Source organism: Bradyrhizobium sp. 87 (assembly GCF_023073015.1).
In the GTDB taxonomy this organism is placed as follows: domain Bacteria; phylum Pseudomonadota; class Alphaproteobacteria; order Rhizobiales; family Xanthobacteraceae; genus Bradyrhizobium; species Bradyrhizobium canariense_D.
In genome coordinates this window covers 96229-120473 of the sequence record NZ_JADPIQ010000125.1, presented here as the reverse complement: position 1 = coordinate 120473, position 24245 = coordinate 96229, and the positions used below count along the sequence as shown (strand labels likewise).

General features: G+C 59.0%; 19 protein-coding genes, 2 pseudogenes and 1 riboswitch. Of the genes and pseudogenes, 14 read left to right on the top strand and 7 right to left on the bottom strand.

Features of this window, described 5'->3' with window-relative positions; all coding sequences use genetic code 11:
* A partial coding sequence (locus tag IVB50_RS30930) for a hypothetical protein (protein WP_247299141.1) occupies positions 1-475 on the top strand: 475 nt, incomplete at its 5' end.
* A 606-nt stretch (positions 476-1081) separates the two neighbouring features.
* Here the strand turns inward: IVB50_RS30930 and queD are convergent.
* On the bottom strand, positions 1082-1444 hold the full coding sequence (gene queD / locus IVB50_RS30925; protein ID WP_018454585.1) for a 6-carboxytetrahydropterin synthase QueD: 363 nt from the start codon (positions 1442-1444) through the stop codon (positions 1082-1084).
* 786 nt (positions 1445-2230) lie between these two features.
* On the opposite strand from queD, the gene IVB50_RS30920 reads away from it, so the two are divergent.
* The 3 genes from IVB50_RS30920 to IVB50_RS42575 all read left to right on the top strand — a co-directional run bounded on the left by IVB50_RS30920 (position 2231) and on the right by IVB50_RS42575 (position 4870).
* Entirely contained in the window at positions 2231-3658 is a 1428-nt protein-coding gene (locus IVB50_RS30920) for an MATE family efflux transporter (RefSeq protein WP_247299139.1), read from the top strand.
* A gap of 626 nt (positions 3659-4284) precedes the next feature.
* The gene (locus IVB50_RS30915) at positions 4285-4536 is read left to right on the top strand and encodes a hypothetical protein (RefSeq protein WP_245288394.1); all 252 of its coding nucleotides are present in this window, start codon (positions 4285-4287) and stop codon (positions 4534-4536) included.
* A gap of 64 nt (positions 4537-4600) precedes the next feature.
* Positions 4601-4870 (top strand): hypothetical protein, encoded by a 270-nt coding sequence (locus IVB50_RS42575; RefSeq protein WP_346771313.1) that lies wholly within the window; start codon positions 4601-4603, stop codon positions 4868-4870.
* A 523-nt stretch (positions 4871-5393) separates the two neighbouring features.
* On the opposite strand, the gene IVB50_RS30905 is transcribed toward IVB50_RS42575, so the two are convergent.
* From IVB50_RS30905 to IVB50_RS30895, 3 genes are all read right to left on the bottom strand, one after another.
* Positions 5394-7100, bottom strand: a complete 1707-nt coding sequence (locus tag IVB50_RS30905) for an outer membrane beta-barrel protein (protein ID WP_247299137.1) — start codon at positions 7098-7100, stop codon at positions 5394-5396.
* Between the two features lie 610 nt (positions 7101-7710).
* Positions 7711-7923, bottom strand: coding sequence for a hypothetical protein (locus IVB50_RS30900; protein ID WP_247299135.1), 213 nt, complete (start codon positions 7921-7923; stop codon positions 7711-7713).
* Between the two features lie 920 nt (positions 7924-8843).
* Positions 8844-9590 carry an IclR family transcriptional regulator gene (locus tag IVB50_RS30895; protein WP_247299157.1) on the bottom strand — a complete coding sequence of 249 codons (747 nt, stop codon included), beginning with the start codon at positions 9588-9590 and terminating at the stop codon, positions 8844-8846.
* 106 nt (positions 9591-9696) lie between these two features.
* Between IVB50_RS30895 and IVB50_RS30890 the strand changes: the two genes are divergently transcribed.
* The 6 genes and pseudogenes from IVB50_RS30890 to IVB50_RS30865 all read left to right on the top strand — a co-directional run.
* The gene (locus IVB50_RS30890; protein ID WP_247299133.1) at positions 9697-10485 is read left to right on the top strand and encodes an ABC transporter ATP-binding protein; all 789 of its coding nucleotides are present in this window, start codon (positions 9697-9699) and stop codon (positions 10483-10485) included.
* Positions 10469-11242: an ABC transporter permease gene (locus tag IVB50_RS30885; protein ID WP_247299131.1), complete on the top strand. Its 774-nt coding sequence runs from the start codon at positions 10469-10471 to the stop codon at positions 11240-11242. Before IVB50_RS30890 ends, IVB50_RS30885 begins: the two co-directional genes overlap by 17 nt.
* A gap of 33 nt (positions 11243-11275) precedes the next feature.
* Positions 11276-12298 carry an ABC transporter substrate-binding protein gene (locus IVB50_RS30880; RefSeq protein WP_247299129.1) on the top strand — a complete coding sequence of 341 codons (1023 nt, stop codon included), beginning with the start codon at positions 11276-11278 and terminating at the stop codon, positions 12296-12298.
* 54 nt (positions 12299-12352) lie between these two features.
* Complete coding sequence (locus IVB50_RS30875) at positions 12353-13618, top strand: CoA transferase (RefSeq protein WP_247299127.1); 1266 nt, start codon at positions 12353-12355, stop codon at positions 13616-13618.
* A 55-nt stretch (positions 13619-13673) separates the two neighbouring features.
* Positions 13674-14531, top strand: a complete 858-nt coding sequence (locus IVB50_RS30870; RefSeq protein ID WP_247299125.1) for a citryl-CoA lyase — start codon at positions 13674-13676, stop codon at positions 14529-14531.
* A pseudogene (locus tag IVB50_RS30865) lies at positions 14497-15377 on the top strand (SMP-30/gluconolactonase/LRE family protein); the annotation flags it as partial. The gene IVB50_RS30870 and the pseudogene IVB50_RS30865, both read left to right, overlap by 35 nt.
* A 283-nt stretch (positions 15378-15660) precedes the next feature.
* Here the strand turns inward: IVB50_RS30865 and IVB50_RS42815 are convergent.
* Positions 15661-16401 (bottom strand): GNAT family N-acetyltransferase, encoded by a 741-nt coding sequence (locus IVB50_RS42815; RefSeq protein ID WP_346771314.1) that lies wholly within the window; start codon positions 16399-16401, stop codon positions 15661-15663.
* Positions 16402-17070: 669 nt separating this feature from the next.
* On the opposite strand from IVB50_RS42815, the gene IVB50_RS30860 reads away from it, so the two are divergent.
* Together IVB50_RS30860 and IVB50_RS30855 are read left to right on the top strand one after the other, a co-directional pair.
* Positions 17071-18285: an EAL domain-containing response regulator gene (locus IVB50_RS30860; protein WP_247284010.1), complete on the top strand. Its 1215-nt coding sequence runs from the start codon at positions 17071-17073 to the stop codon at positions 18283-18285.
* A 620-nt stretch (positions 18286-18905) separates the two neighbouring features.
* Positions 18906-19109 (top strand): 4Fe-4S binding protein, encoded by a 204-nt coding sequence (locus tag IVB50_RS30855; protein WP_083926370.1) that lies wholly within the window; start codon positions 18906-18908, stop codon positions 19107-19109.
* Between the two features lie 21 nt (positions 19110-19130).
* On the opposite strand, the gene IVB50_RS30850 is transcribed toward IVB50_RS30855, so the two are convergent.
* Both IVB50_RS30850 and IVB50_RS30845 read right to left on the bottom strand, forming a co-directional pair.
* Positions 19131-19397 (bottom strand): hypothetical protein, encoded by a 267-nt coding sequence (locus tag IVB50_RS30850; protein ID WP_247299124.1) that lies wholly within the window; start codon positions 19395-19397, stop codon positions 19131-19133.
* A gap of 272 nt (positions 19398-19669) precedes the next feature.
* Positions 19670-19831, bottom strand: a complete 162-nt coding sequence (locus IVB50_RS30845; RefSeq protein WP_247299121.1) for a hypothetical protein — start codon at positions 19829-19831, stop codon at positions 19670-19672.
* A 372-nt stretch (positions 19832-20203) separates the two neighbouring features.
* A riboswitch (cobalamin riboswitch) is annotated at positions 20204-20403 on the top strand.
* Between the two features lie 99 nt (positions 20404-20502).
* Between IVB50_RS30845 and metE the strand changes: the two genes are divergently transcribed.
* On the top strand, positions 20503-22818 hold the full coding sequence (gene metE, locus IVB50_RS30840) for a 5-methyltetrahydropteroyltriglutamate--homocysteine S-methyltransferase (protein WP_247299119.1): 2316 nt from the start codon (positions 20503-20505) through the stop codon (positions 22816-22818).
* Positions 22819-23212: 394 nt separating this feature from the next.
* Positions 23213-24178: pseudogene (locus tag IVB50_RS30835) on the top strand (IS481 family transposase).
* Positions 24179-24245: the final 67 nt, after the last annotated feature.

Genomic DNA, 24245 nt, shown 5'->3' with positions numbered 1-24245 from the left:
GGATCGGCTCAGATCGTTCAACTTCTGCATGGGGCGCTCCATCGGTTCATCAGCAACAATGGATGCAATATCCTCGTCGCCGCCCCATAGCATCTCCCTGTCGGCTGGCGACACACCGTCGATGATGCCCCGTGGCGCCTCACCAGCGCTGGCGATATACGCGACCCGCTGGCCTGTGGTGGGAAGAGCACGCCGAGTCTGCCGTCTCGGCCAAGATCGGGTTGGACAGGATACCTTCGCCGTTTTCCACGAGGAATCAGCCAGCCCGCAACGGGAATCGCGGCTCCGTCGAGGCATTAGGATGGCCGCCTCGGTGCGTCGGAGTGGTGTAATTATGTTTTGTCCTATTTTATTGAACGTCTTCGCGTTTATGCGTCCATGTTTTGTGGGAACGGAGACCACGATGCAAAAGCATCAGACCTCGCTTGAAAAGATCGAGCGCAAGAAGGATGACGCTGTCTTCCTAGGTGTGTGAGTTCACCAAGCTCGGCGGTGAAGATCAGGCCTTGCGCGCGCTTCGCACCCCTCTGCGCAAGGGCCGTCTTGTACGGCTCGCGCCGTGCCAGTCCCTCGAGGCTGACGCCGGATGGCTTCACCGGCGCGGCGCGTCAAGCGCTCGACGAGCGTGGCGTGGAAGGGGAACCTACCGAAGCCGAAAGTGCCCTATGATGAGGGCCTTCTCGACTCAGATTCCCGTCAAACCCGGTCGTCCCTCAAGGCCGCCTCTCGCGTAAAGGTCCTGATCATCATCCATGCAGGCACATACACCAGGTCGTCGCGGGAGGCATAAATCCGCTCAACCCGGGCAATTGGTCCGGCGGGCTTCGGAGGCTTACGGCTGCCGCATTTGCTGATGAAGGCGGCGGCTCATGGCGCTGTCGATGGCTGCCTCGCGCTCCTTGAGATCCTAGCCTTGCAGGGCGCCGTCGTCTGACCTCCCGCGAGATCCAAAGGGCCTCCCGTGAGCGAGGGAATCTGCCCGCGGATCGGGCCGATGAGGAGCCGAAGCGCAGATCGTCGGTTTCGGAGCCGAAGATGGACAGGCGCGCCGCATCAATACAGCCCAAGATGAGCGCGGAATTCAGCGATCGGGCCCCTCATATTCGGCCCAACAATCTGTCGTCTCGTACACCCTCACGCTCGAGAGTTGCGCAAGGCGCGGTTTCGCGTGCTGCCAGATCCAGATGGCGATATTTTCCGCCGTCGGATTTTCGAGTCCCGGGACTTCGTTCAGGCAATGGTGATCGAGCTTCTTTAGAAGAAGACCGAACGCTTCTTCCATGCTGAAGAAATCCATTACGAACCCGGTGTGCGGATCGACGGGCCCGTTCAGCACGACCTCGACGCGATAGGAATGACCGTGCGTCCGATGACAGCGATGTGTCTGCGGGACGGTTGGAAGTCGGTGCGCTGCCTCGAACTTAAATACCTGGGATATCTTCATCTGATGCCGGGATGTTTGTGACATTGCACGCTGATTCGCCATTTCCGATGAGTCAGGCGTTGCGCGACGGCCTGCCGCATGTGGTCGACGGCGCCAGGGCCGTCTGTGGGCCGAAGCAGAAATCGTCCGAGCCCTCTCATCGAACCGCCGGCACACGGCTGCGGCTACACGAATTTTGAGTTCGTGTCCGCGAGCGATGGCCAGTGCGGCGCGATTTGCTGCCGCAAACCCAGATACCACGCCGGCCGGGACCAGCAGCCCGCCGTTCGTCTCGATCGCGACAAGCAACCCGAGATCATGGAGCGCTTGCACGACATCGTCGCCGAACCTAACACTGGTTCTGGGCACGTTCATTGCGTGTGCCATGCAGACGATGGAGCGTCTACTACAAGATCCGGTAGATGCCAAAGCCAAGTTGAGGCTCTAGGGTCCGGCCGCGTTCCCCCGCCGATCATCATCGAGGAAAAACGCAACGGATGAGAAGTCAACAAAGGGCAGAACGGCACAATATGACTGGCAGAACCTAGGTGGCTACGCACGGACACCTCAATCAGGATCCTCGTTGTTCTACTTAAGAGCCGCAGAAGCCTGCGATTGGCGGGAGGCGTCATGCCTAGGGAAAATCGACCAAGGCAAAAATCAGCTTGTGAAACGTCAAACGGGTCCACGCGATCACGACGATCGATCGGCGCAGATAAACTTATGTACCGCTGTGCAAGAGCGGATCGGAAAAGCTTGCGCTGAGTGCGCGATCAGCGAATTTGGAAAATCGCGACACGTTCATGCATGAATGAGCCGGATACGGAATTCGCGCTCGAGAGCGAGCGAAGTTTGATGCCACAGAAGAAACAGCACATCGATCTATCGGACCCGAATCTCTCGAGCCTTATCCTGCGGCTCGCCATTCCATCTGTTGTTGGTTTATCGATCCATGCTTTACAGCAGGTCGTCAATGCGATCTTTGTTGGCGCACTTGGCGCGCAGGCGACCGCAGCTGTGAGCATGACCTTGCCGATCATGGTCCTGCTCGCGGCAGCCGCACAGGGAATCGGTGTTGGAACGGCGTCCTTCATATCTCGTCATCTGGGCGCTCGTGAGTACCTAGAGGCGAGTCGAGGCGCAAGTACAGCTCTCGCGCTCACCGCTCCGATTGGCATCATAGTTACCGTCGCTCTGCTTCCAAGTCTGCCAGCGATATTCGCAATCCTCGGAGCGACTCCAACCATCATGCCCGTGGCGCTCGACTACGCGGGAACGCTTTTGTTCGGGAACACCCTGATGCTTCTAAACATCGTTAGCGGGTTCATTGTCAGAGCCGAAGGCGATACGCGATTCAGCATGTGGGCGATGCTTACCTCGTTTCTACTGAACGCTGTGCTTGACCCTGTCTTCATATTCTTGTTTGACCTTGGCGTGCGTGGCGCAGCCCTCGCAACGCTGGTATCGCAGATCGCCGCTATTGGACTGTATATTGCGTATTTTGCGAAGCTTGGCGGGACAGTTCTCGTCAGGATATCTCACATATCATTGCGAGCAGATCGCATCAGACAGCTCGCGTTGGTGGGCGCGCCAGCGACAATGACGAGTATCTTATCGGCTCTTGCGGTTATGCTCTTGTACGGAGCTGCCGCACCGTTCGGCGATGATTCCATCGCTGCAGTTGGAATAGCTGTGCGAATCTTGATGGTCGGCGCACTGCCTATCACCGGGTTCTGCATAGGCGCTCAAGCTATCCTGGGTTTCGGTTGGGGCGCACGCGACTATGTTCGTATTCTGAAGGCTGCGAAGTTCATGCTCTTCGTGACGGTCGCATTCTCCATCGCGTATTCTGCGGCCGTTGTTGTTTTTGCAAGGCCTTTGGTGAGTCTATTTAGCGATAACGAGAATGTCACGGAAATAGCCGTCTCGTCCTGCATCGTGTTCCATCTCTTCTTTGGACTGTTTGGGGTTCAGAGTTTCGTGACGGCAATGCTTCAAGCGTTTGGGAGAGCACGCCTCAGTGCAATTGTGGCCCTGGCGAGGCAGGGCTATCTCTTCATACCGGCCGTACTGTTATTCCCGGTGGTTGCGGGTTTCGATGGGCTGTTAGCCAGTCAAGCAATCGCTGAGCTGGGCGCCGGAATGATCGCTCTGTTCGTCATGTTCCATCAGTTCGGTGAGCTCAGACGAGCGCTCCGGCACCGTGGCTCAAGAGCGATCGGGATAGCGGGTTGACCTTAGAATGGATGTCATCGAACCCAGAGCATTGGGCGCAAGCCTCCCGAGAAGCTCGCGGCAAGACGGGCTGCCAGTGGGCACGGATTTTGCGGGCTCGCGGGCGTGCGATCCGCGCGGTCCTTCCTCCAGCCGTGCTCCTCGCACTCGCGGATCGCACCGGCTCGCCTAGCGGACGGATCGGGCAGTTCGGCGAGCGATAGCCGATGTGCTCCCGCTCGCCAGGCGGGGTGGCAAGGGCTCTACGCAAGGTCGAAAGGCTCGGCTTTAGCAGAGTGGGTGGTTTCTGCGCTTATGCAGGTTTGTCTCTTAACCGCGTCTTTGGAGCTGACTTGAATGCCGCCGCTTTGGGTCGACACTTCGCAGGACGCTCTTGAATTTTCGCCTGCCACGATTTGCTGTTGGGCCGTCGTGGCCGCCTCGGTCAATCTCGCTTTCATCGCATTGGTGATATTTCTGGCGTGACCGCGAGACGCAATCTTGCTGATTGGACTAGTTGTCTCACCCGCGTCTGAAACGCGCAACACGCACCAGCGAGCTCGGTGCTCTGAAGCACAAGCATTCCGACGTTTCATATCCAGGCTCAGGAGCTATCCGTGACTGTCTGCACTGGGCAAGTGTTTGAGATGGCCGTAAAGCAATTCGAACTGATCGCGAATTATCCCGAGGATACCAGACGACCTAAGAACCCGCCTGCTGATGCCGAAGGAATCTGTCACGGTATTGTTCAAGGCTTTGGAGATGTCGGTTCGATCACCGCACTCGAGCTACACAATATGCGAGCGAAAGTGATCGGAGTCAGAGATCACACGGGCGCGCTTTATCGACCTCGGCGCTCGATATACCACAGCTGGTCGGACATGCTGCCTCCTAGGTAGCCTGGATGGCCACTCCAGCGAGCTTGCTCTAGACCCAGGCGAGCTGCTGACGATCCCGTGTGACGTGCTTGTTCCGGCTGCCCGGAACGGGGCATCGACCCCGAAACAGCCAGTAGCAAGGCCATCAGAAGCAGATCTTTCTCATCCCCATATTCTCCGCAACTCGGGCGGTGTCGTGGTCAGCTACTTTGAATGGGGGGTGCAGGGCTTCCAACGACTATTCTGGGAGGAGGAGGAAGTCACGAGTAGGGAGTATCAACTTTGGATCGTGCTTTCGAGCGCGTCTTGGCGCGAAGCAAACGTGAAAACAATCGCACGGCAGCCATCGCGATAGGTGTCGAGCGCGTTCGTGGAGCAAAAGAAACACGCTGACGGTTTCCCCATTAATGTGATCTCGCTGAATGTCTTTGTTATCAAGTTCGATATGTTGGGCCGATGACGGACCGGAGTTTCTGCACCGTAGGCCTAGGTGGGTCACCGCCGAAGTTCACGGCGGCGGCCCCTTCTTTACTAGTGGATGAGTGCGTGCGTCTTACGAACCGCCCGTCGATCAGAATTGAACCTTGTTTTCACCCGTCACACTTCGCGAATCGTCCTACAAAGGCAAATGCGGAGCTTGTTGAAGTTACCGATTTCAGCCTGGCGCCGCTTCCACGTTTCCATCAGCTGCTCGACAGTATCTCACTATTATTTGGCGGCGGAATCCAACGTAAATCCGGGCGGGCCACGCCGGTAATGACTTCCAGCTTCGAAAACGCCTAGGACGGTTCAAGATACTTCTGCCAGGGAAACGCGTACGGCTTCAGGATGCTCGTCCAGCAGGGCTGGTGTCTGGAGCTGACTAAGGTGGGGCCTTTTCAATTGACCTTGTAAGAGGCCTGAAAGAACGTACCCCAGCGCTCCATGCTGAACTTTGAAAACTGAGCCGCAGTGGTTCCCGGATAACAGCCTGTGCATATCGCTTCGCTGTCCTTTTGGGTCCACATTGCCCAATAGCGCCCGCCGACGCCGAGGCTGAGATTATCGGTGATGAAGTAGGACAACACGCCTTCGACCTGTACACCCCCGCCTCCATTCCCGCGATGATCAATAAAGGTAGTCCTCGGGCGCAACAGATGGTGGTCGCGACCAGCGAAATCGGTCCAAGGCAGGTAAGCGACATCCGTGCTTAAACGCCAACGCTCGGTAAGCATGGTTTCGGCGCTCAGGCCGACGCGAGGTGCATTCCACTGCGTATCCTGGCTGCCAATGATTTGATCAGCCGACGCCGGGCATAGTGTCATGGGGTTGGCAATCTGCATGCATCCCATCGTATCGGAGTTCTGGGCGTAATAGGCCCAGCCGATAAATCCGCCGAGCTTGTAGTTGACGCCGCGCAAAAAATCGTAACCCGCGTCGACCGTATAATAGGTGAACCTTCCGTTTGCCTGGCCCGATATCGTGTTGCTATAAGAGACCCCGCGAGGGAGGCTCCAATCTTCATCGTTCATCTTTCCTTTATCGAAGCGCCCGATGCCGACGTTGCTCTTCAGGAACACTCCCCACGGGCTGTCAAGACGGCCAAATAATTCGCCGGAAAGTCCGTCGAGGCCGTGGTAGGTGAGCCTTGATACAAGAATGTTAGGATCTCCAGTAGGGATCCCATGGGGAACAGCGCTGGCGTCCCATTGGAATCGTCCCCGGCTGAGCCAGAGCCGCGATCCGCCTTCGAACGACCAACCGGCCGTGTAAGCAATCGGCGGCGCGCCGGCAGGTGCTTTCGCATACAGCGGCGCATCGGCCCATTGCGCCGCCCATGGGTCGGCGCCAAAATGGTAGTTCAACCCGATCTTTCCGATGTGATAGCTGCTGGACAGGCTCGTTGTGTTCGCCGGAAGAATTGCGAACGGCGGAAGCTGCACCGTCGTAGGCGTTGCGACGCTTGGCCCACCGAAATGCAGATAGTCATACTCTACGTTGACCGACCATGCAGGCGTAAGCGCTTGTTCGACGCCCAGCCCGATGACGCCACCGACCTGACCATAGTCGAAATGAGTTTTCTTCTGTAGCCCGAGGTCATTGAATTCGTAGTTATTGAGGACGTTGCCCTGATTGTATTGCCAAGCCACACCTCCCTTGAGATAGGCCAGCGTATGGCCGAGAGCGTCCAACACGTAACCGACGCGACCGGTCCCGGTGGTAAAGAGGTTTGGACCAGCCGTGCAGTTTGCGCTCACAACAAAGCCGGAGGCGGCGAGACAAGTATTTGTGCCATCGGAGACAGCGCCGCTGGCATCTAGTTCGACGCCAAAGACCCAGCCGTTCTTCTGCCAATTGTAGCCGATCTGGCCTCCTGCGAGGAACACTGGGGTATCGACGACGCCGCCATAGATTGACGGACCGTAGGGATTACCGAAGGAGGTTCGGCCGTACCCACCGCCGACGTGCCCGCCAATATAGCGTCCGGACCAGCTCCACACCGCTGGTGGCAGTTTCACTTCTGGCTCAAGGTCCGCCGCATTGGCTGCACCGGTTGCGATGAGCGCAATTGTTGTGGCTCCCGAAAGAAAAACTCCAGATCGCACCAATACTTCCTTCCCTGCATTTTCTCGGTCGACAACCGAGCGCCCTTAAGTTATCGCCGCAGCAAAACGTCGGGCGGACCAGACGCTAACGGCGATGCGCCGAGCCCGTCCCGAAGACCATCGCACTGCGTGGTGATGATGATGACTGAGTAAAGCAAACCTCGTGCCGAAGAGAGTTCGAAGCTCTGCAGGCACTCCGTGAGGTGTGTAGCGTCAAGTTGCTGACATTTGTCTCGAGACTGACAGTCTGCGCTGCTATCGTCCGACAGGGCGTCGCGCTTCGAACAGTTGTCCCATCGCCCTCAATACGCCGGTGTAGGGCATGCAACTCCGCATCGTTCAGCGCGGTGATCGAGGAAGCGCGGCTTGGTGTCGTCGGTCCCCGGGGCGATCGCCGCTGCAACCGCGGCCGGCAAGAGAGCTAAAGAACGGCGGCATCAGTTGCGTGATGCTCTCCGCCGACACCATCCAACCGCGCGCCGACTGGTGCTGATCGCCAGCGACGATCTCATTGCCGCCCCCTCAATCGCAATGGCCTCAAGACCGGCAACGGCAATCGCGTACCCCGAGCGCGTCACATCAATGCGCTCGAACTACCATATCCCGGTGTTTAAGCCTGCCGATGGCGGAGTAGTGTGGTCGCCGCCGGGCCGTGTCCCCGTTGGTCTGCTTCACCGGGATCGAGATTGGACCCGTGGCGCCAGCAACGCGCCTGTCGCGATCCGCCCAGTTCCTCGACCTGGTCGAACACCATCTTGATCCTGGACGCGCCGATCCGGGTCTTTCTCATAACGGCCTTCATGAAGCCGACGGGCGCTGCCATAACCAACTCGCCCCGGAGCGCCTTCTCACAGCGTGCCGAGAGCGAGCGCTGGCGCAACAGATCCGGTTCGTACTCGTTGAGGCTGCCCCTTACCCCGAGCAGCAGGCGGTCGTTGCCATGCCTCAGCGCTTAGATGGTCTCCTGATCGACCAGAACCGGTATCGGCCACGCGGCACATCTCGATGAGTTGCTGCCAATCCCGACTGTTGCGAGCGAAGCGCGAGACGTCGCGGGCGCAAACCGCACCAACCCTACCAAGGCAAACCTCCGCTACCATTCGCTCGAAGCCGGCGTGTGTAAGCCGCCGGCGGCTGAACGACCGAGATCATCATCGATCACTTCGATCTCTGAATAAGCTGGGTGATGACGGACTGAGATAGGCGGCGTATCAGGCGGATGTCGAGCCTGCCAGAAGCTCTCAAGGAGCGCCGAAAGGTCGAGAGGCCATGGTGCGGTGTGTGGAAACGGCACTGAGCAATGCACGCCGCCGCGCGCCAGTTCAACACCACCACGCCGAAGATGGGGACCAAATGGGTCGAACGGCCGCACAACTGCGCAACGTTCTGGCCGCGCTTGCATCGATGTCAGCGCGCCCAGCACATATATCCAGCAGCGTAGCCTTTGAAGAAGCCTCCCTCGTTATGCCCGTGTACAGGTAGGTGGCGTCGAGCTCGAGGATGATCTGCGGCGGGGTCACTTGGAACGACTCCAGGAACGGCTTCAGGGGCGTCACCACTGCACGACGCTCTGTCGTTTGTCAGGGCATTCCTTCCACCACCAAATTCTTGTCGCAAAAGAACGCCTCGCCGATTCGCGTCCCGATGCTCCTCAACAATGTAAAAAATGCACGCTGCGCTCAGGAGAGGCCCTTGCGGCACCCGCTGAGCTGTGCGTCATAAACGGAACGCTGCCATTGTAGCTCAGCGCTCGCTTGCGGGCAGCAGACCGATCAGCGCTTTAGCCTCGGACTTCAGAACTAGAATCGCAGCCTTCCGAGCATCTGCATCAAAGCGCCTCCGAATGGCGGACACCGAGAGAGCGCCGCGCAATTGGCCATGAACGTCGATCACAGGCACAGCTGCAGCCGCGACCTCAGGATCCCGCTCGCCGATCGAGACGTAGAAGCCACGATCTCTGACCTTCTTTCCATCGGTTGATGCAGAATCGCGGTAGGCGGTAAGAACACGGCCGGCAGCGCCGCGGTCAATCGGCAATCGGTGACCCTCTTCGAGGTGATGCCGGACCGAACGCGGAGAATTGACGCGATAAAGGCAGATGCGCTCGTCGCCCTCCGCGATGTAGAAGGATGCGGTCTCTCCGGTAGCCTCGACCAGACGATGGAGCGAGGGTCTGATCAGGTCACCAAGGTCGAGCCCGCGCTGATAGAGCGCCCCAAGGCGCCATAGCTCCGGTCCGGGTCGAAATAGCCGGTTCGTACCCCGCACCAGGAACCCACCCGCCTCCAGAGATGCGGCAAGGCGAAGGACTGTGCTCTTGTAGAGGTCAGTCGCATCCGCAATCTGCGTCAGCGTCATCGCGGCGCGCTCCGGGTCGAACGCCTTAAGGATTGCCAGTGCCCGCGTGACCGCATCAACGCCTGTTCTTACCATCGATACCTCTGGTTCTGCTGTGCAGAACCAATAGTCAAACTGACGCCAGGAGTCCACCAAGCTAGCGCGAGCACAATCCTGCACGTCAGAATACGATTGACTCCTCGTGAGAACGCGAGCTACTCGGTTCCAGGTTTCAGCACGAGTTCTATGGAGCGAAACAATGGGGCGGCCGGGACTTGCCGTGGACTTGCACGACGTCATGATTCGCTTCGGCGACTTCACGGCAGTCAAAAGCATGAACCTCCAGGTGGCCGAGACGGAATTCGTTGCAGTGGTGGGGCCGACCGGCTGCGGAAAATCGACCATTCTCAACACTGTCACCGGACTGCTGAAGCCCGCCGCCGGCGACGTTCGCATTTTCGGCAAGTCTCTTACGGGCCTGAACGGTCAGTCCGGCTACATGCTTCAACAGGAAGGGCTGCTGCCCTGGAAGACCGCCCAGGACAATGTCGGCCTCGGGCTCGTCTTTCAGGGCAGGTCGGTCGCGAAAGCGCGCGAGCAGGCACGGCCCTGGCTCGCCAAGGTCGGATTGAAGGGATTCGAGGAGCGCTATCTGCATCAATTGTCCGGCGGCCAACGCAAGCGCGTTGCGATGGCACAAACCCTGATCATGGAGCCCAAAATCGTTCTCATGGATGAGCCGTTCTCCGCGCTGGACGTTCACACACGCCGACTCATGCACCGCATCCTGCTCGACCTCTGGCAGGCGGACCGGCGCTCGCTCATCTTCATCACCCATGATCTCGATGAGGCGATCACGCTGGCGGACCGCGTCGTTGTGATGTCTGCCGGTCCCGCCAGCCGCATGGTTGCCGACGTCAGGATCACGCTCCCTCGTCCGCGCGATGTTTCTGCGCTGCAGACCACCGACGAATTCGTCGCGCTCTATCGTGAAATTTGGTCGCTGCTCGGCGCCGAAGTGGAGAAAAGCTATGTCACGCAGGGGTAGGGTCGCTCTCACGCAGTTCGCCATCCTGCTTGGCATGATCCTGATCTGGGAATTGGGCGTCTGGGCCGGACTGATTGATCCCTTCTTCTTTCCGGCGCCGTCGACACTTGTCGTAAGGATCGGGGAGTGGATGTCGACGGCGGACTTTTGGGGCGATATTGGCATAACATTGCTGGAGACGGTCCTGTCGTTCCTGGCTGGCATCGGGATCGGCACAGCACTTGGGATCTGGCTGGGCTTAAGCCCATTTGCTGCCGAAGTCGTTCAGCCCTTTATCAAGATGTTCAATGCAATCCCGCGGATCTTGCTTGGACCCATTTTCGTCATCTGGTTCGGATTGGGCCTCACCTCCAAGGTTGCGCTCGGCGTCACGCTGGTTCTATTCGTCGCATTCTTCAATACGTTCCAAGGCGTCCGCGAGGTCAATCCGGTCGTGCTGGCGAATGCCCGCCTGCTGCGTGCTTCGAAGTCGTCCCTGCTACGGCACGTCTACCTGCCGTCCGCCACGACCTGGATTCTGTCGAGCCTGCGGGTGTCCGTCGGCATGGCTGTGATGGGAGCCGTGGTCGCGGAATATCTCGGCTCGTCCGCAGGATTGGGGCACTTAATTGCGCAGGCCGAAGGCGTCCTCGATGCGACCGGAGTGTTCGCAGGAATTATCGTTCTCTCCGCCTTCGTCGTTGCCCTCGATGCCATCGTCGACTGCGCGGAAAAGCGGCTCCTGGTCTGGCGGCCGGCGCCTGCGCACGAAAGCTGATCGTACGCTCTCCCATCAATTATGGAGGTTCGCATGCACGTTTCCATAAGATTGATGCCGGTGGTGGCGCTGGCCGCATTCTCGGTCATTTTGGCGCATGCCACCGCGCCCGAGAAAACAAAATTGAAGATCGCGGTGGGGTCAAAAATCCTCAACTATATGCCTGTCGAACTTGGAGTGAAGCTTGGCTCCTTTAAGGAAGAAGGCCTTGACGTTACCGTCGAGAACTTCCAGGCCGGTGGCTCAAAGGCTCTGCAGGCCCTGATCGGCGGCTCTGTCGACGGGACTATCGGCTTTTACGATCATACCATTCAGATGCAGGTGCTGGGTAAGCAAATTTCCTGCGTGTTCCTGTTGAATGACATTCCCGGCGTCCTGCTCGGTGTCCGCAGCGACCTCGCCGACAAGGTCAGAACCGGCGCCGACCTGAAGGGGCTCAGGCTCGGGATCACGGCGCCGGGGTCATCGACGGAGAGTATGGCGCGCTACTACATCAAGAAGTCAGGATTGGGTTCACGCGATGTCAACATCATTGCCTTCGGCAGCGGCGCACCGGGCATGGTGGCGCTTGAGGCCATGAACGTCGATGCCCTGGTCTATTTCGATCCCATCGCGACGCTTCTCGCGCGCAAAAAGAACGCGACAGCGCTGTTCGATGCGCGCACGATCGAAGGCTCAAAGCAGGCCTTCGGCGGGTCCTATCCGACCGCGTGTCTCTACCTTCAGCAGACTTTCATCGACAAAAATCCCGAAACGGTCCAGCGCCTGGTCAACGCCTTGCTCAAAACTCACCGCTGGATCAACGCAACGCCGACAGAGCAGCTCGTCGATACGATTCCTCCTGGTTACAAGACTGACAATCGCGAGGTGAATATCGAAATCATGAACGCATCGAAAGCGCTCTTCTCGCCAACCGGACAGATGGACATCGAGGCGGCCAAGGTCCCGCTGGCTGTCCTAAGCGACTTTGATCCAAAAATTGCTGCCGCAAAGATCGACTTGAACAAAACCTTCACCAATCGTTTCGCGGAACGCGCCGCACAACAACTGAAATAGCTGCCAGCGGGCCAAGCCCCCACCATCGGATCACCTAAAGGAAGGCGTCTTCAGATGTCTCTGCCGCTCACCGGCATCCGCGTCCTGGACCTGTCGAACGTGTTGGCCGGTCCGTTCTGCGGTTATCATCTCGCGCGTCTTGGCGCGGAGGTCATCAAAGTCGAAAATCCGAACGGCGGCGACCTTGCGCGGCGCCTCGGCGCCGATCCGCAAAGGGCAGAGCGCTTGCAGGGCCTCTCTTTTGTCGCGGTGAACGCCGGCAAGCAATCCGTGGCGCTGGACTTGAAGTCGGAATCGGGCCGCGAGGTATTCTTGCGACTCGTCAAGGAAGCCGATGTGGTGCTCGAAAGCTTCCGGCCGAAGGTGATGGAACGGCTTAGCCTAGGCTTTAATGTGCTCAGCAGGCACAACCCGCGTCTCGTCTACTGCGCGATCTCCGGCTTTGGGCAGAGCGGGCCATGGTCCGCCCGTCCGGCCTATGACCAGATCGTTCAGGGTCTGTCTGGTGCCATGAGCGTCACTGGCGATACGGCCTCGGCTCCCCTGCGCACCGGCTTTCCGATCTCGGATACGATTGCGGGACTGACTGCTGCCTTTGCCATAGCCGCGGCTCTGGTCGAACAGCGGCATAGCGGCCGCGGTCGGTTCATTGACGTGTCCCTGCTCGAAGCCACCGTTGCAGCGATGGGATGGGTCGTCTCCAACCACCTGAACGCTGGTGTCGAGCCGCAGCCCATCGGCAACGAGAACTTCACCGCGGCTCCCTCCGGCACGTTCCGCACCGCAACAGGCCCGCTGAACATTTCCGCCAACGAGCAGAAGCAGTACCAAGCCCTATGCGACCTGATTGGCCGACCGGACCTGAAGACGGATCCACGCTTTGCTGAGCGCGAGATGCGCAAGGTCCATCGCGCAGCGCTGAACACGGAGTTGAACCAGGCGTTGAGTTGCAAGCCCGCTGAAGAATGGGAGGCCCAAATGAATCTGGCTGGAGTCCCCGCAGGCTGCGTGCTGACGGTCTCCCAAATCTTGCAGCAGCCACAGCTCCTCGAGCGCGGATTCGTCGAGACTTTGGCCCCAGACCAAGATGGTGCGCAGCCGTTACGAATCATGCGGCCGGGCTTCCGGCTGGATGAGGAGTTTTCGGTGCCTTCACCACCTGCGACGCTCGGAGCAGACACCGAGCGATGGCTGCAGCGGCTCGGCTATTCGTATGCGGAGGTCGAGCAGCTGGTCTCAACCCGGGCCGTCGGGACGCCAAAGCAACGGGCGGCTGATTTCCTGCCCGTCCGCGTAGCCGCGGACGGACCAATATCATGATATTCGACGGCTTGCGGCGATCGGCAATGGCAGGGTTGAAGGGGCGGAACCGGAAATGAACGAAGAAGAATTGCGGCAGCAAGCGGCCCGTTGGTGGCGAACCTCCATCTGCGACATCGCGCCCGGTCGCATCGCCTATCGGGGTTATCCAATCGAAGATTTGATCGGCCGGATTTCCTTTCCCGCCATGATCTGGCTGATGTTGCGCGGCGATCTGCCGACGCCAGCGCAGGAGCGGCTGCTGCAAGCTGCGCTGGTCGCGTCCGTTGACCACGGTCCGCACGCGCCCTCCATCGCAATTGCGCAGATGGCGGTGAGCTGTGGGCTGCCCCTGAATGGTGCGATGGCGTCCGCCATCAATACACTCGATGAGGTGCACGGCGGAGCAGGGGAGCAGGCGGTCGAACTCTACGAAGATGTGCTGCGGAGGCGCGATGGCCTAGAGATCGGCGAGGCAGCGGCCGCCGCAATTGACCATTTCACTGCAAGGTGCGGCAAATATCTGCCCGGCTTCGGCCACCGGTTTCATTCGGTCGACCCCCGCGCCGCACCGCTATTGGCGCTGGTGGATGACGCAAGTGCTGAGGGCAGTGTCAGCGGCGACTATGCCAAGGCCGCCCGCGCGATCGAGCGGGTGATGCAGCAGCGCAAGGGCAAACTCATCCCAATGAACATTGATGGCGCGACCGCGGTCATTTACGGCGAGCTCGGATTCGCGCCACCGCTGGCGCGCGGCGTCTTCTGCCTGTCGCGAGCGGTCGGAATCCTGGCCCACGCCTGGGAACAGACCAGGCGCAAGGATCGTAACAAGGGACCGATGCCCAAGCAGTTTGGCTACAAATATGAGGGACAGCCGCGCCGCACGCTGGAGGCCCGTCATGATGTATCTCGACAAGCCGCCTCAGCTGGCTGAGACTCGCGTGTTCTCGTCGATGCCGCGGAATATCGTCGCCGTGGTGTTTCCTCGAAATGGGCCGGATGCCAACCGCGGAGGCCATCGGTGGATTGTTTCATCGAGGGGCCGTCGTTCGACAAGTCCGGGGATCTCTACGTCGTCGATATCCCCTTCGGCCGCATTTTCCGGATTTCGCGCGACGGGATCTGGTCTCTGATAATCGAATATGACGGCTGGCCGATTGGTCTGAAGATCGCACCTGATGGCCGGGCGCTGGTGGCCGACTACATGAACGGCCTCATGGAGCTCGATCCGCAGCGGGATACTATCAGCCCGCTTCTGGGGCAACCGCAATTGCGAGTCCTTCAGAGGCTGCAACGACCTGCATACCGCGACTAACGGCGACATCTATTTCACCGATCAGGGGCGAACTGGAGTGCACGATCCGACCGGCTGGGTGGCCGGCTGTGTCCTGCCGGCCGGCTCGATTGCCTGATTTCGAACTGGCCAAGCCCGAGCGGGCTGGTGCTCAGCGCCGACGAGGCCGTGTTGTTCGTTGCAATGACGCGCGACAACAGCAGCTGGCGCGTGCCGCTGATGCGTGACGGCGGGGCTGCGAAGGTGGGACGGTTCAGCTTGTCCTTCGGGACCAGCGGTCCTGACGGGCTGACGATGGATCAAAACGGGCGGCTCTTTGTCGCGCTCGCCTCCCTCGGCCACGTCTTCGTCATGGCGCCGAACGGCGAAACGATCGCCCGCATCAAGTCCTGCGCTGGGGCGACCTGCACGAACCTCGTATTGGAGGCGGCAAACGGCACATTGCTCATTACGGAATCCTCTACCGAATCAGTGTTGATGGCTGATTTCGTCACCTTCCTTGAACGTTCGCCAGCAGGAGCGACAGCGTGGTACCGAATCCCTTTACGCGACGGTCCACCGAATCAAGTTGCAGGAAGAAGCCCCATAGATGATTGGCTTGCCAGTTGCCGAGGCATTGGACTTGGCGACGAATGGATCGCATTTGTGTACGGTGATCCCAAACTGGCGGCATTGTGTGGGAAGCACGAAAGAACGACTCGGCTATCGTTTGTAAGGCTAGGTCGGGCTTCGCCCGCAACGGGCCGCCGAGGACCTGGCTCCGCGCCTTCTAGCCGGGCAGGTTTCCGCTCGCGGTCCACGAGCCTTGAGAAGACCATCGTATCGCTCCGCACCATGAAGAACGATTTGATGGTTGATACCCGCCAAAAAAGTCGAAGAGGTAACCCGCTCGCAGTGGGAGTAAGCACCGCATCAGCGCCGAGGTTCTCGATTGTCCTCGGCCGCGATGCACGCGTTGGAGCGTTCGTTTTGAGAAGCAACAAGCAGCAGGATTTTCTGCCTTGAAAGTCTTTAGTGACAGGACCAGGAGCGCTTTTAAGTGTGGAGCAGAGGTCGCAGTACTGTCATAGCCTCTTGCGCGCGCGCAATCCTCCAACCCGATATCCCCTCTCCTCGTGAAACGGCGTACCCGTTCTAAGGCCGGATAGCCATCAGGGGGCAACGCAACCTCAATCATCTGCCAGCCTCGGCGCTTCGCCTCCGAACGTACCGCCTCGAGCAGATGCCCACCGCGGTCAGAGCTTCGGAAGTCCCGAGAAATCCATAGCTCCTGAAGCACGCCGTACGCTCCAGCTGCTCTCACGGCCAGGACGGCGGAGATGGCAGCGATCCCTACAATCTGCCCGGTGGCTTGTTCCTCGATGACAAAAATGAAGCCCTCTTCGGGATCCTGAATCAGGCGCAAAGCAGTCTGCTTTGCGCCTTCAAGGCTGAACTCTGGTCCGGGACCACCTAATTCAGAAAGTAGCTTTCCGACGGCTTCTACGATCGCGTTCTCATCTCCTGGCACGCCTTTGCGCAAAGCCGTGCCCCCGTGGGGCAAGCCTTGCGCTTCAGCGCCAACACGAACACCCGTCACGTTAGTCCCTCCAGTCCCTCTTGAGGATATCCATGTTCAGAAGGATACAGAGAACGCAACTGAGAGAAACTATCAAGCTCGATAGGGAATAGGACGTCCGCACTCGCTATAACCAACAGAGGTGAGGTAAGTGCAAGCTGTTGCCGTTCTCAGAATCGACCGCGGCTTGATCCGCTGCGAACTCAGTTGGATCTCCTTCGACTAGATAGGGAATCCACGAGACGGCACATTCGCGCGTGGGCAGGCCGGCCATGCCGATCAAACATTTCGTAGGAGAGATTGCTGATCATCACTCACGAGACTCGATTCAGTACATCTTGCAGCATGATCATCGCCGTGGCATAGGGCGCATCAGCTCGGCGCGTCCGAAGGTGAGATTCCCCACACTCGTGTGCGTCACTCGTACAAAGTTGCGCGAGCCGGGACAGGTATCATACGCGTGCGCCCGACAAAATCGTCCGAACAACATCGCGAAAAGATTTTGCACGCTAATGCACTATCTTAAGCTTACCTCGAAGAATCGAAAGATAATGGCAAGCACTGCTTGTTTGGACCTTCGCTCCTCGTTTAAGGGACCTTCACGGAAGGGGAGTGGTTGCGATGGAGCATGGGCAGGCCGAACTGGTCGGAGGGAAACCTGTAATCTTCGGGCAGCGTAAGGTGCGGCCGCGAGCGTGCGTGGCCGTGGGCAAGCGGCATCTGCGCGCCTTTCTACGCGATGTGCTAGAGGATATGGGGTTTGTGATCAGCGAATGCGGGACTGCTGACGAGCTGCCGCGCGTACTCTGCACGGACTTCCCTGATCTGATCCTGCTCGGCATTGGCTCGGATCGCATCGAGCCTGGACGATTGCTCGAGATACTCGTACGCGAAGAATTTGCAGGCAGAGTGCTGGCGTTCGGCGCCCGCGAGTCGATCGTCATGACGGCAGTGCAGCAGGTCGGGGGCGAATATGGACTTGATATGCTGCCGCCGCTGAGGACGCCGTTTGCAGCCGAGACGCTGCGCGATCGGGTCGCCATGCTCTTGCCCAGAGAGCCGGCGCCCCGTCCCGCAGTCCATGTCGGAGAAGCCTTACACGCTGGCTGGCTTGAGCTCTGGTATGAGCCGAACTTTGACCCGTGTACCCTCAGCCGCCGCGGCGCCGAGGCGCTTGTGCGAATGCGGCATCCGACCTGGGGCGTTGTTCCACCAGCGTATTTCATCCCGGAGGCTCACGATCCGCATTTTAGGGACTTGTCGCAGTTCGTGATCGACCGCGCGATCAAGGATTGGAAGTATCTTCTGGAGCAGCAAACTTCGACCGATCTCTCCATCAATCTCCCGGCAGCATTCCTGATTGACCCGCAGGCGGTACGCGATCTCTGTCAGCGCATGCCGTCGCACCCCGCTTTCGGCGGCTTGACGATCGAAATCGAGAGCGAGGAAGCGATCCAGAACCTAGATCTCCTGATCGAGGTCGCGCGTGAGGTTCGCTTTCACAACATTGGCCTTGCAATCGACAATATCGGCGCCAATTGGCCGCAGCTGATGGGGCTCGAAAAATTCCCGTTCATGAAATTAAAAGTGGACCGGCAGTACGTCGCCGGTTGCGGAAATGGGCCCCTGAAGCGAACGGTGTGCCGCCATATCGTCGATCTAGCCAAAGAGTACAGTGTGCGCACCGTCGCCGCAGGCGTGGAGAGCCACGCCGACCTGATCGCTGTGACCGAACTCGGCTTCGACCTTGCGCAGGGCCATCTGTTCGGAAAGGCCATGCCGCTGAAGCAATTTGCACAGTCATCTTTCAGCCCTGTTCCACTTCGTCCAAAATAGTTGCATGAGGAGTGACTGAGCACAGCCAGGCAAAGCGTACCAGCGCTGGCCCGCGCGGCCATGCCTACTCGGCACCAGGCATGCGGCTGACAGCAATTAAATCGGCCACTTTGCAAACCCAGTATCGCTTCTCCCGGCCGAACTTCATTTCCCTCCGAAGCGATGCCGAAGGTTATTGTAGCACAAAGCCCTTTTGGCAAGGCTCCAGCCAGTCAATCCGCGGAGTTAACGTTGCAGGCGTGAGCGCGGCTTGGACAAAATCTCCGGTCAGGGCGTGTGACCGGAGGTTTGCCGACATCCGGCGTAGACGTGCGTCGGCTCGCGGCTTCTACTCGCGCCGCCGGTTTCGGGAATCGTCGAGCGTCGCTTGGCCCCGCGCTGCGATGCCAGACAAACCGACGGAAGCTCGCAGCAGTCGAGTCGCGACTGGCTATCGGAGTAGGGGCCCGAGGGCTCGCACGGCTTGATATTGAAGCGGCCCATGCTGTCGCAGATGCAACATGGTCTCAGACCCCGCACAGCACCATTGGGCAAGTTGCCCATCATTGAGCGCGCCTGTCCTTGGCACGGCATTTGAAAGGGATCGCCAATGGCATCGCTCGCCTAAGGAGTCGGAAGGCATGGCTTACAAGATCGTCGCTTCGCAATGTACCGTTTGTGGGGCATGTGAGTTCGAGTGTCCCAACGCGGCGATCAGCCTCAAGCGCGACATTTACGTTATCGATGCAAAAAAGTGTACGGAGTGCGAGGGCCATTCCGACACGCCGCAATGCGCTGTGGTCTGTCCGGTGCCTGACACCTGTGTCCCGTCTAAGACAACATAAGCAGCCCGCGTCCAGAAGGCTTCACCGCTCGATTTCGCGCACGAAGGAGTAGATGTCGAGCTTGTGGAGGCCGCCTTCCGCGTGCGGCGCATCGAGGTCGATCAACATCGTTATGAGCTTAAGGCGCTGATCGACTCCGAGAAACCCTCGAAGGGCTCTGTCAGAGGAGACCGTCAAATTTGTCTCGAATAATGACAAGGCCGCCTCGATGCTCCAGGTCGCCGCGTTGAGGCTTATCGTCGTTGGCTGACGAGCCGAGGCGAGGTGGACGGGCGTCGAATATCCCAAGATCAGCTTGCAGGATATCTAACGCTACGTCACTTCGAAGCCGAAGAGACGGTCTCCACGCGCGACCAGATCGGTCCGGAGATCCTGAAGACGTACGAGAAGCTGGGCATCCGCTTGCCCACGGTCACCATGCACGAGTGCATGGAGCTAGGGTCCTAACAGGATCCCCGCCGCCCGCGCTCTCGCCGCTTACTCCCGTTCCGCAAGTCAGCGTGCATCCTGACGTCCGGAACTGTTCCTGCGATGCCGCGCAGGCCAACGTCCAGGCTGCACTACTCGCCAGCGGCGACGGAAACAACGAAGGCGCGGCCAAAGTCGCTCAGCACGTAAGTGCTTGGCACACCGAAGGAGATCATCTTGACGAACGCCACGGAGCGATCGAGCTCACGGCTCGTCGCGGGGTCCGCCGAACACAGGCAGTCCGGCCTGATCATCCGTTTGATCCTGGAGCAATCCGGCCTTGACAATTCCTAAGGAGCCTCATGGCGCTGTGATCAAGCGGATGCCGGCCGAGGATGATCGCAAACGTCCTCGCGGGCGAGTTCGAGAAGCTGCTGACGGAAAAGACCGGATTTGTCGCGATCACGCAGATGTCGAAGCGCCCACCGCGTTCGTTCTGCTCGCGTTGGCTCATCCGAGTACGCCAAGCGGGTGTTGACGGACGCATTCACAAGCGGAGGCTCCACAGATCTAGGCGTTTTTACCAGGCCGGGAGTAAGACCGTTGTGCCCTAGCTGGTACAGCTCGCAATCGCTTGGGCAATATCGCGGCGACACTTAGTAGGTTGACGGATCGATCCTCGTGCGCCTAATGCCAGCCGTCGTGGTCTTCGGATTCGTTTGATCCGGAGCTAAGAGGGAAGCCGGTGCAATGCCGGCGCTGCCCCCGCAACTGTAAGCGGCGAGCCGCTGTCCAACGAAGTCACTGAAGCCATGCGGCTTCGGGAAGGCCGGACAGCAGCGACGACCCGCGAGCCAGGAGACCTGCCTCGACAATATATCGTCCACGGGCGGGGTGTCCCGGTGTGCGCCAAGCAGCTGTCGCTCACGCGATATTCGCTGCATGCGTCCGCCATGGCCTTTGCCCCAATCATGGGGTCTGAGCTATGTCTTTTCTTTCGCTTCCCGTTGCCACACTGGGGACGTCACGCATCGGCCCACGACGCGAACTCAAAGTCGCGCTCGAGAGCTACTGGGCGGGAAACTCCAGCGAAGCCGAGCTCCTCGAGGCGGGGAGTGGACTTCGTGCCGCTAATTGGGCACGGCAGAAATCCCGCGGTGCGACCGTCATTCCTTCGAATGACTTCTCGTTTTACGACCATGTGCTCGATACCAGCCTAATGGTTGGCGCCATTCCCGACGTCTACGGCTGGACCGAAGGTCCTGTGTCGCTCAAGACCTACTTCACCATGGCGCGTGGCGCTCAGGACGGTGGTCACGCTCAGCATGGGCCTGGCGTAGCCGCTCAGGAAATGACGAAGTGGTTCGATACCAACTACCACTACATGGTGCCGGAATTTCACCGGGATCAGATCTTTAAGTATTCCTCTCGAAAGCCGATCGAGGAATATGAGGAGGCAAAAAGCCTCGGCTACCAAACGCGCCCCGTCCTAGTTGGCCCAGTCACTTTCCTGAAGCTCGGCAAAAGCGCAAATCCCGCATTCAATCCGCTGTCGCTGCTCGATCGGCTCCTCCCAGTCTATGTCGATGTTCTCCGCGAACTATCCTCGCGCGGTGCTGAATGGGTTCAGCTGGACGAGCCATGCCTAGTGATGGACGTCGACGAAGCATCGCGGGCGGCTGTCCGCCGGGCCTATGCTCATTTCGCAAAGGTTGTGCCGGCCCTTAAAATAATGCTGGCCACATATTTCGGAGCTATCGGCGACAATCTTGAAACAACTATGGCCTTGCCCGTTGCCGGGCTTCATGTGGATCTGGTTCGGGCACCTGACCAGTTGGACGCAATTGTCGCCACAACCCGTAGAGATCTCGTGGTCTCACTAGGCGTCGTTGATGGTCGGAACGTGTGGCGCTCCAATCTTCCGGCGCTGCTCGACCAACTTGCTCCTATGGTCCAAAAATTGGGCAGGCACCGTGTTCAGATTGCTCCTTCCTGCTCGCTGCTTCATGTTCCGATCGACATTGAGCTAGAGACCGATCTCGATCCCAATCTGAAGACATGGCTGGCGTTCTCAGTTCAGAAGATCAAGGAACTTTCGATATTGGGCAAAGCGCTGGCCGGCCATGCTGCCGAGGTGGCCGATGAACTTGCGCTTTCGGAGGGGGCAGCCGTCACCCGCGAAATATCGCCCGAGATCCACAATGCGAATGTCGCCGGACGAATCGCCGCGATCGACGATAGCATGCTTCGCCGTCGCAGTGCGTTCACCCAGCGTGCCGACGTCCAGCGCGTCGCGTTCGCATTGCCGATGTTTCCAACGACAACCATCGGATCCTTCCCGCAAACGGCCGATGTCCGGAATGCGCGCGCGGCTCATGCGCGGGGAACGTTGAATGACACGCAGTACGAGCAGCTTCTGAAAGCGGAGACAGCCCGTACCGTGAAGTGGCAGGAAGATATCGGCCTGGACGTGCTCGTACACGGTGAGTTCGAGCGCAATGACATGGTTCAATACTTTGCCGAGCAGCTGTTGGGCTTCGCTTTCACCAAGCATGGCTGGGTTCAGTCTTATGGCTCGCGGTACGTTCGTCCGCCTATCCTGTTCGGAGATGTCTCCCGGCCGAAGCCCATGACCGTCGAATGGTGGCGCTATGCGCAGTCTCTGACCAAAAAACCCGTCAAGGCTATGCTGACCGGACCGGTGACGATCCTGAACTGGTCGTTTGTCCGTGACGACATCTCGCTGCGCGAGACATGCCGACAGATCGCTCTCGCGATCCGAGATGAGGTCATTGACCTTGAGGCGGCTGGAGCGACCATGATCCAAATCGACGAGGCTGCGTTGCGGGAGGGATTGCCGCTACGCAAATCGCAGTGGAAGAACTATCTCGATTGGGCGGTGGACAGCTTCCGCCTTTGCTCCTCCCCGGTCGCCGACGGAACTCAGATCCATACTCACATGTGTTATTCCGAGTTCAACGAAATCATCGATGCGATCGCAGCAATGGATGCCGACGTCATTTCAATCGAGACGTCGCGTTCTAAGATGGAATTGCTCGAGGCCTTCAAGAGCTACAAATATCCCAATGAGATCGGGCCCGGCGTCTATGACATTCATTCACCGCGCATTCCCGCAGCGGCGGAAATCAAGCAGCTGATTGTGTTGGCGCGGCAGCGAGTTTCCGATCGGCAGCTCTGGATCAATCCCGACTGCGGACTGAAAACGCGAAGGTGGGAGGAGGTGCGTCCCGCGCTCGTTAATATGGTGGCCGCCGCACGCGAGTTGCGGGCCGAGCCATGATGGTGCGGAGCGTTTCGCCAGCGCGTTTGTCAACAAGATGCAAGCGCTTTGGGGGCTTACGATGTCCTTGCGAGCTTTCAAAGTTCCCAGCGCCGCGGAATGCCGGCGAGAGTAGGCGGAGGCGGTCGCATACAGCCGGCGACAAGCTCGATTCTCGACCCGACGGCCGACAGCATGCCGGCGAGGTCCGATCAGGTCCTATTGCGACGTCATTAACGCTCGACGCGAAGCACAGCCCTACGGAGACGTTACGATTAAAGCAAAGGCGCACGCGATCTCAAAGTTTCCCAACATCAGCCTCATGGAGGCCGGCCCTGCACCCTGATTGTCGTTCTAGGTGTTTAGTCCCAAGCTTTGGTGGTGCATTCTTATCGCACGATTCGAAGGATGCGCTATGGGACAAGTTTTACACGGCTGCGCCACGACGACGGAGGCGGTCCGTCGAGCAATACAAAATAGTCAAGAGAGCCTGAGAGTGCTCGCCAAGCGCTACGGGATCAACCAGAAGACTGTCGCGAAGTGGAGGGAGCGCGAGACCGTCGCCGATCTCCCGACAGGCCCCAAAGAAGCCAAATCGACCGTGCTTTCCATCGAGGAGGAGGCGATCATCGTCGCTTTCCGGCGGCATACGCTATTGCCGCTCGACGATTGCCTCTATGCGCTCCAGCCGACCATCCCGCATCTGACGCGATCATCCCTGCATCGCTGTCTCCAGCGCCACGGGATCAGCCGATTGCCGGAGGTCGGAGGCAGCAAGCCTCCGAAGAAAAAATTAGAGGCTTATCCGATCGGCTATTTCCACATCGACATTGCTGAGCTCCAGACCGCTGAAGGCAAGCTCTACCTCTATGTCGCTATCGATCGCACCAGCAAAGTCGCCTTCGTGCAACTGGTCAGGAAGACGGGAAGGACCTCGGCCTAGACCTTCCTCGAAGCTCTGATCGCGGCTGTCCCCTACAAGATCCACACGGTTCTCACCGACAATGGGATCCAGTTCACTTTCCCCCCGCGCTACGCGGACGGCCCCACGGCAAGATACGTGACACACATGTTCGATATGCGCTGCCACGAGAATGGCATCGAACATCGGCTGACCAAGATCAAGCATCCCTGGACCAATGGCCAGGTCGAACGCATGAACCGCACGATCAAGGAAGCGACCGTCAAACGCTACCATTACGATCGACACGATCAGCTCGAAGCTCACCTTGACGACTTCATCAACGCCTACAACTACGCTCGGCGGCTGAAAACCTTGAAGGGCCTCACGCCTTACGAATACATCTGCAAATGCTGGACTTCCCAGCCAGAACGATTCAAACTCAATCCGCTCCACAAAATGCCGGGACTAAACACCTAGAGCGGCCTCTCACGAAGTTTCGAGAATCTGACTCTCATCATGCTGCGTCTGCAAGTCGAGTCTCTCT

What these genes read in the sequence shown, in the direction of transcription:
- queD (WP_018454585.1), bottom strand. Translation starts at nt 1,444, where the DNA reads ATGAAGATATCCCAGGTATTTAAGTTCGAGGCAGCGCACCGACTTCCA.
- IVB50_RS30920 (WP_247299139.1), top strand. Translation starts at nt 2,231, where the DNA reads ATGAATGAGCCGGATACGGAATTCGCGCTCGAGAGCGAGCGAAGTTTG.
- IVB50_RS30915 (WP_245288394.1), top strand. Translation starts at nt 4,285, where the DNA reads ATGGCCGTAAAGCAATTCGAACTGATCGCGAATTATCCCGAGGATACC.
- IVB50_RS30900 (WP_247299135.1), bottom strand. Translation starts at nt 7,923, where the DNA reads ATGGCAGCGCCCGTCGGCTTCATGAAGGCCGTTATGAGAAAGACCCGG.
- IVB50_RS30890 (WP_247299133.1), top strand. Translation starts at nt 9,697, where the DNA reads ATGGGGCGGCCGGGACTTGCCGTGGACTTGCACGACGTCATGATTCGC.
- IVB50_RS30885 (WP_247299131.1), top strand. Translation starts at nt 10,469, where the DNA reads ATGTCACGCAGGGGTAGGGTCGCTCTCACGCAGTTCGCCATCCTGCTT.
- IVB50_RS30880 (WP_247299129.1), top strand. Translation starts at nt 11,276, where the DNA reads ATGCACGTTTCCATAAGATTGATGCCGGTGGTGGCGCTGGCCGCATTC.
- IVB50_RS30875 (WP_247299127.1), top strand. Translation starts at nt 12,353, where the DNA reads ATGTCTCTGCCGCTCACCGGCATCCGCGTCCTGGACCTGTCGAACGTG.
- IVB50_RS30870 (WP_247299125.1), top strand. Translation starts at nt 13,674, where the DNA reads ATGAACGAAGAAGAATTGCGGCAGCAAGCGGCCCGTTGGTGGCGAACC.
- IVB50_RS30860 (WP_247284010.1), top strand. Translation starts at nt 17,071, where the DNA reads ATGGAGCATGGGCAGGCCGAACTGGTCGGAGGGAAACCTGTAATCTTC.
- IVB50_RS30855 (WP_083926370.1), top strand. Translation starts at nt 18,906, where the DNA reads ATGGCTTACAAGATCGTCGCTTCGCAATGTACCGTTTGTGGGGCATGT.
- IVB50_RS30845 (WP_247299121.1), bottom strand. Translation starts at nt 19,831, where the DNA reads ATGATCAGGCCGGACTGCCTGTGTTCGGCGGACCCCGCGACGAGCCGT.
- metE (WP_247299119.1), top strand. Translation starts at nt 20,503, where the DNA reads ATGTCTTTTCTTTCGCTTCCCGTTGCCACACTGGGGACGTCACGCATC.